This is a genomic window from Pseudomonas sp. 18175 (assembly GCF_050432925.1).
Lineage (GTDB): Bacteria > Pseudomonadota > Gammaproteobacteria > Pseudomonadales > Pseudomonadaceae > Aquipseudomonas.
This window is the reverse complement of sequence record NZ_JBKFTO010000047.1, coordinates 1-7,411: the sequence shown is the minus strand read 5'-3', so window position 1 is coordinate 7,411 and position 7,411 is coordinate 1. Positions and strand designations below refer to the sequence as shown.

Genomic DNA, 7,411 nt, shown 5'->3' with positions numbered 1-7,411 from the left:
GGCAGAGTTTTCTTCCAGGGTGTTGGCGACAACGGTGATCACCGGCACGTCGTTATGCAGGTTGACCACTGGCTGCGCGTTGTTGCTGGAGTTCAGGCCTTCTGGATCGGTAACCGTCAGGTCGATTTTTGGCAGCTGGTTGCCCGCGTTGACGAAGTCAGCACCGGCCTTGGTCAGCACCACGTTGTTGCCGGAGATGCTGTAGTAGCCAGCAGCGTTGCTGTTGCCGGTGAAGGAGATGGTCAGGCCAGCACGTGGAGTTTCTTCGTCGGTCGCAGTGAAGGTACCGGCGACGGTGCCCACTGCGGCAGAGTTTTCTTCCAGGGTGTTGGCGACAACGGTGATCACCGGCACGTCGTTGTGCAGGTTAACCACTGGCTGGTCGGAACCTTTGGAGTTCAGGCCTTCAGGATCAGTAACGGTCAGGTCGATCTTCGGCAGCTGGTTGCCCGCGTTGACGAAGTCAGCACCGGCTTTGGTCAGCACGACGTTGTTGCCGGAGATGCTGTAGTAGCCAGCAGCGTTGCTGTTGCCGGTGAAGGTGATCGTCAGGCCAGCACGTGGAGTTTCTTCGTCGGTTGCGGTGAAGGTACCGGCGACGGTGCCCACGGCGGCAGAGTTTTCTTCCAGGGTGTTGGCGGTAACGGTGATGACCGGCACGTCGTTGTGCAGATTGACGTTCGGCTGACCTTCGCCATTCGAATGCGCGCCCGCTGGATCGGTAACGGTCAGATCGATCTTCGGCAGCTGGTTACCAGCATTGACGAAATCAGCACCGGCTTTGGTCAGCACAACATTGTTGCCGTCGATGGCGTAGTAACCAGCCGAGTTGCTGTTGCCAGTGAAGGTGATGGTCAGACCCGAACGTGGAGTTTCCTCGTCAGTCGCGGTAAAGGTACCGGCGACGGTGCCCACGGCAGCCGAGTTCTCTTCAATCGTAGCCGGAGCGACGGTGATGACCGGCACATCGTTAACCAGGTTAACGGTCGGCTGGCCTTCGCCATTCGAATGCGCGCCTGCTGGATCGGTAACAGTCAGGTCAATCTTCGGCAGTTGATTACCGGCGTTAACAAAGTCCGCACCGGCCTTGGTCAGCACAACGTTGTTGCCGTCGATGGCGTAGTAACCAGCCGAGTTGCTGTTGCCAGTGAAGGTGATGGTCAGGCCCGAACGCGGAGTTTCTTCGTCAGTCGCAGTGAAGGTACCGGCGACAGTACCAACAGCGGCAGAGTTCTCTTCGATGGTTGCCGGAGCAACGGTGATGACTGGCACATCGTTAACCAGGTTAACCGTCGGCTGGCCTTCGCCATTCGAATGCGCGCCTGCTGGATCGGTAACAGTCAGGTCAATCTTCGGCAGTTGATTACCGGCGTTAACAAAGTCCGCACCGGCCTTGGTCAGCACAACGTTGTTGCCGTCGATGGCGTAGTAACCAGCCGAGTTGCTGTTGCCAGTGAAGGTGATGGTCAGGCCCGAACGCGGAGTTTCTTCGTCAGTCGCAGTGAAGGTACCGGCGACAGTACCAACAGCGGCAGAGTTCTCTTCGATGGTTGCCGGAGCAACGGTGATGACTGGCACATCGTTAACCAGGTTAACCGTCGGCTGGCCTTCGCCATTCGAATGCGCGCCTGCTGGATCGGTAACAGTCAGGTCAATCTTCGGCAGTTGATTACCGGCGTTAACAAAGTCCGCACCAGCCTTGGTCAGCACAACGTTGTTGCCGTCGATGGCGTAGTAACCAGCCGAGTTGCTGTTGCCAGTGAAGGTGATGGTCAGGCCCGAACGCGGAGTTTCTTCGTCAGTCGCAGTGAAGGTACCGGCGACAGTACCAACAGCGGCAGAGTTCTCTTCGATGGTTGCCGGAGCAACGGTGATGACTGGCACATCGTTAACCAGGTTAACCGTCGGCTGGCCTTCGCCATTCGAATGCGCGCCTGCTGGATCGGTAACAGTCAGGTCAATCTTCGGCAGTTGATTACCGGCGTTAACAAAGTCCGCACCGGCCTTGGTCAGCACAACGTTGTTGCCGTCGATGGCGTAGTAACCAGCCGAGTTGCTGTTGCCAGTGAAGGTGATGGTCAGGCCCGAACGTGGTGTTTCTTCATCGGTCGCGGTGAACGTACCGGCGACAGTACCGACTGCGGCAGAGTTTTCTTCAATCGTGGCCGGAGCAACGGTGATCACCGGAACATCGTTAACCAGATTAACGGTCGGCTGGCCTTCGCCATTCGAATGCGCGCCCGCTGGGTCGGTAACGGTCAGGTCGATCTTCGGCAGCTGGTTGCCAGCGTTAACGAAGTCAGCACCGGCTTTGGTCAGCACAACGTTGTTGCCGTCGATGGCGTAGTAACCAGCCGAGTTGCTGTTGCCAGTGAAGGTGATGGTCAGACCCGAACGTGGAGTTTCTTCGTCAGTCGCGGTAAAGGTACCGGCGACGGTGCCCGCAGCGGCCGAGTTCTCTTCGATCGTGGCCGGAGCAACGGTGATGACTGGCACATCGTTAACCAGGTTAACAGTCGGCTGGCCTTCGCCATTCGAATGCGCGCCCGCTGGATCGGTAACGGTCAGGTCGATCTTCGGCAGCTGGTTACCAGCATTGACGAAATCAGCACCGGCCTTGGTCAGCACAACGTCGTTGCCGGAGATGGCGTAGTAGCCCGCGTCGTTGGTGCCCGGAGTGAAGGTGACGGTCAGACCCGAACGTGGAGTTTCCTCGTCAGTCGCGGTAAAGGTACCGGCGACGGTGCCCACGGCAGCCGAGTTCTCTTCAATCGTGGCCGGAGCAACGGTGATGACTGGCACATCGTTAACCAGGTTAACAGTCGGCTGGCCTTCGCCATTCGAATGCGCGCCCGCTGGATCGGTAACGGTCAGGTCGATCTTCGGCAGCTGGTTACCAGCATTGACGAAATCAGCACCGGCCTTGGTCAGCACAACGTCGTTGCCGGAGATGGCGTAGTAGCCCGCGTCGTTGGTGCCCGGAGTGAAGGTGACGGTCAGACCCGAACGTGGAGTTTCCTCGTCAGTCGCGGTAAAGGTACCGGCGACGGTGCCCACGGCAGCCGAGTTCTCTTCAATCGTGGCCGGAGCAACGGTGATGACTGGCACATCGTTAACCAGGTTAACAGTCGGCTGGCCTTCGCCATTCGAATGCGCGCCCGCTGGATCGGTAACGGTCAGGTCGATCTTCGGCAGCTGGTTACCAGCATTGACGAAATCAGCACCAGCCTTGGTCAACACAACATCGTTGCCGGAGATGGCGTAGTAACCATCAGCGTTGGTACCCGGAGTGAAGGTGACGGTCAGACCCGAACGTGGAGTTTCCTCGTCAGTCGCGGTGAAGGTACCGGCGACAGTACCAACAGCAGCCGAGTTTTCTTCAATCGTAGCCGGAGCAACGGTGATAACCGGTACATCGTTAACCAACGTCACATCCGGCGTAGCCGCATCGTGCGCGCTGCCTTTGTCGGCATCGGTCACGGTCAGATCAATCGCCGGCAGCTTGTTGCCAGCGTTGACGAAGTTCGCACCCGCCAGGGTCAGCACCACGGCATTGCCAACAAGGGTGTAGTAGCCATCTTTGTTGCTGTCGCCGGTGAAGGTGACTTTCAGCTGGGCAACCGGGGTTTCCACATCGCTGACGGTGAAGTTACCGGCAACGGTGCCTTCCGCCACTTGGCCTTCCACCAGGGCATTGGCGACCACTTCGATGACGGGCAGGTCGTTGACCGAAATCACATTGATCGGCAGCGTGATCGACTCGAACTTAGGCGTCGCAGCGCCATCTTGCGCAGTAGCGGTCACGGTCAGGTTTACCACGCCGTAGGCGTTTGCCACCGGGTTGTAGACCAGTGTGGCTCGGCTCCAGTCGCTGATGTCGACGCTTTGATTGCCAGCGGTCGCGGTAAAGGTATGGCCCGCACCATCAGAAATGGTCGCGCCTGCCGGGATACCGCTGATTTCCAGCTTGAGCGTCTCGGAGCCGTCCTTGTCGGTGGCGTAAGCGTCAATGGCCGACAGCTTGATCGCGTGGTCTTCCAGGCCGGTGTTCAGCACCTGGGTGACGCTGATGTTGTCGAGCACACCGCCGAAGGAGTTGTTGGTATCGCCGGCCGGGGCCTTGAATTCGAGTTTGGCGTCACCGTCAGCAGTGACCGGCACCACGAAGGTGTAGGTCTTCATGCCAACCACGGTGGTGTCCAGGGTGCCGACTTTGACGCCGCCCCAGAACACGTCGATCACCGAATCGTTCTCGTGACCGAGGCGTGGCGAGTAATCAACCGAGATGCTGTAAGCGGTGCCGCTTTCAGCCTTGATGATGGTGTACAGGCTGGAGTCGTCGCCGGCATTTTTCTCCAGCTCGATGACCTGGCTGTTGCCCGGTGTCTCGACGCCGTAGATGCTGCTTTGGCCGATTTCGACCTTGCCGTCGCTGTTGCCGGTCATCCACTGAGTGGCTGGACCGGTGCCGGCTGCGTTGTTGGCATCGCCGACTGCGATGGTGCTCCACGAGCCGTTTAGGTTCGCGTTGTCGAAGTTGATCGCGCTGACGACGCCGCCACCGAGCAGGCCCAGGTGCGGGGTGTCGGTGACCGGTGCAATGGTCACTGGCGCAGTGGTGACGTCACTGGCTTTGCCGCCATTGTCGACCGCCGTGAAGGTAACCGACGTTGTGCCGCTCCAGTCAGCCGTTGGGTTGAAGTAGACCAACGCCTTGCCATCAGCGCCCGCAGGTACCGAATCACCGACCTTGAGTTCGGTGGTCATGCTTTCGTCGCTGTACAGCTTGCCGTTCTCCGGCAAGGTGGTGATGACGAACTTGGCAACGTTGCCGTCCACATCGGCGCCGCTCAGTACGATCGTGGCCGCGTGGTCTTCGTCTGCGCCTGTAGAACTACCGGTTGCAGTCGGAGCATCGTTGAACAGTTCGACAGTGACCTTGCCAGTCGCGGTGCTGGTTTCTGGCTGCTCACGGTCGAGGTTGCCGCCACCGTTATCGGTAACGGCGATGCTCACGGTGCGATCACTACCGGCCGGGTTGTTGCCCGGGGCCTGGAAGGTGATCGCTTCAACCAGCTTGATGAAGTCGGCAGCGCTGCTGCCAGCCGGCAAGTTGCTGGTCAGGGTGTAGACGATCTTGCCATCGGCGGCGCTGCCGCTTTCGGTGATGGTGATACCGGCAACGGCGAGGGCCTTGAGCACGTCGGCGTTGGTGAGCAGGTCGCCCGACACCAGGTGATCAACGGTGACCACCACTTTGCTGAAGGTTCTGTTGTCGACGTCGGTGATGCTCAGGTTTTCAACCAGGGCCACCGCGCCTTTTTGCTCGACGAACTTGGTGCTGTCGAAGCCGACAACTGGCGCATCGTTGACCGGCACCACGTAGACCACGGAGGTCACGGGCGCCGAATCCGCCTGGCCGTCGTTCACGGTGATGGTCAGGTTACGGTTGACCGGGCTCGGGTCTTCGCTTTCGCTGGCGAAGTGCACCGAACGCAGGACTTCCTGGTATTCGGCCTTGGTGGCTTCACCGGACAGGGTCAGCACACCGGTGGTCTTGTCGTAGCTGACGGTGATCTTGGTGTTGCTGACATCCGCGATCAGCACGTCGTCGGTCAGGTGGTTGATCAGCGTGACCTTGGCGCTTTGCAGGGTGGTGTTATCGACATCGGTGATGGTCAGGTTCGCCGCCACGTAGCCGCCTGGCTTACCTTCGATGTAGGTGTCGCCGAACGCATTGGTCGAGCCGTTGCCAAGTACCGGCGCGTCATTGACCGCCGTGACCACAACACTGATTTTGCCGGTGGTGACTTCTTCAACGCCGGTGCTCAGCTCTTTGGCCGTGGCTTTCACGGTCAGGTCGAAGCTGGCGGTCGAGTCCTTGAACGGTGTGACCGTCAGGGTGCTCAGGTTCCAGGTGCTCACGTCGTACAGCGTGTTTGCGCCGGTCGAGGTGATGGTATTGGTACCGTCGGTCAGCACGGTGCCTTCCGGCAGGCCGCTGATTTCGACCTTGTGGGATTCCGAGCCGTCGGTGTCGACAAACTTGACGTCAATCGGCGCGATCTTGATCGCGGTGTCTTCCAGGCCGTGGTTGTAGACGTTGCCGGTGTAATAGCCTTCGCCATTCACCACGTGGCTATCGCCGAGCACCATGCCGGCGTCTTTCAACGCTTCGATACTGGTGTAGGTCTGCACGCCGCTGCTGCCCAGCGATACCGACGGGCCATTGTTGACCGACACGTTGACGTTGTAGTTGCCCGGGCCGTTCTGGTTGTAGTGGTAGATGTCGAGGGTGTAGTAACCCGACTCGGTCGGCGTGAAGGCCGAGCCATTGATACCACTGCCTTGGCTCCAGGTCTCGGAAGCGACCAGCTTGCCGCCCACGGTGATTGCCAGGCTGTCGTCGGCAGTACCGGTGAAGGTGTAGCTCTTGCCAGCTTCCAGGTAGACCAGGCCGGACACTTTGGTCGCGGTGCCTTCGGCCACATTGCCGTTGTTTACGTCGCTGGTCACGCCCGTGGTGGCTGCGCTACCGGCTGCTTGATCGTTGATCACCTTGATCAGGGTGTTGGAGTCGGTCACGCCTTGGCCGTTGGTGCCCAGGGCACCCGGCAGGTTGCCGCCGGTCCAGGTCTGAATGGTCAAACCGGTTGGCACTTGGCCGATGGTCAGCACCGGCACATCCGTCACCGGGTGGATATCCACGGTGATGGTTTTGGTGTCGCTGTAGGAGTTGCCGTCGGTGGCCTGGAACTTCAGCTCGGTGTAGTCACCTTGCTTGTTGCCCACGCCGGTGCCGCCGAAGCTGTTGTCGCCGGATTCGTTCTCAGCCGGGCTGTAACGCACGTTGTGCGCATCGAAGTCAGCCTGGGTGAAGACCTTGCCCGCCGAGGTGTCGGTTTTCAGGTCGGCCGTGGTGAGCTTGACCCACTCGCCGTCGACTTTGTACTCGATGGAACCGGCCGGCAGGCTGGTGAACACCACGCCTGGGCTGGTGGTGTCTTCATCCTGAACGCCGAAGGTCGCCCAGGTCAGTTCGATCGGGGTGTCTTCGTTGCTTTCGATATGGTTGTCGATGGCGGTCGGGGTGTCATCGACCAGGGTGACGGTCGGTTGGCCAGTGCCGTTGGAGTTCAGGCCTTCTGGATCGGTGACGGTCAGGTCGATCTTCGGCAGCTGGTTGCCAGCGTTGACGAAGTCGGCGCCTTCTTTGGTCAGCACGACGTTGTTGCCGTCGATGGCGTAGTAGCCGGCAGCGTTGGTGCCTGGCGTGAAGGTGATGGTCAGGCCAGTACGTGGGGTTTCTTCGTCGGTTGCGGTGAAAGTACCGGCAACGGTGCCTTCTACGGCGGAGTTTTCTTCCAGGGTGTTGGCAACGACTTCAATCACCGGCACATCGTTTTGCAGG

1 protein-coding gene is annotated in these 7,411 nt (G+C 59.7%); it reads right to left on the bottom strand.

The annotated features are described in order from the left end of the window. A partial coding sequence (locus tag ACLD1Y_RS31510; RefSeq protein ID WP_429481536.1) for a beta strand repeat-containing protein occupies positions 1–7,411 on the bottom strand: 7,411 nt, incomplete at both ends.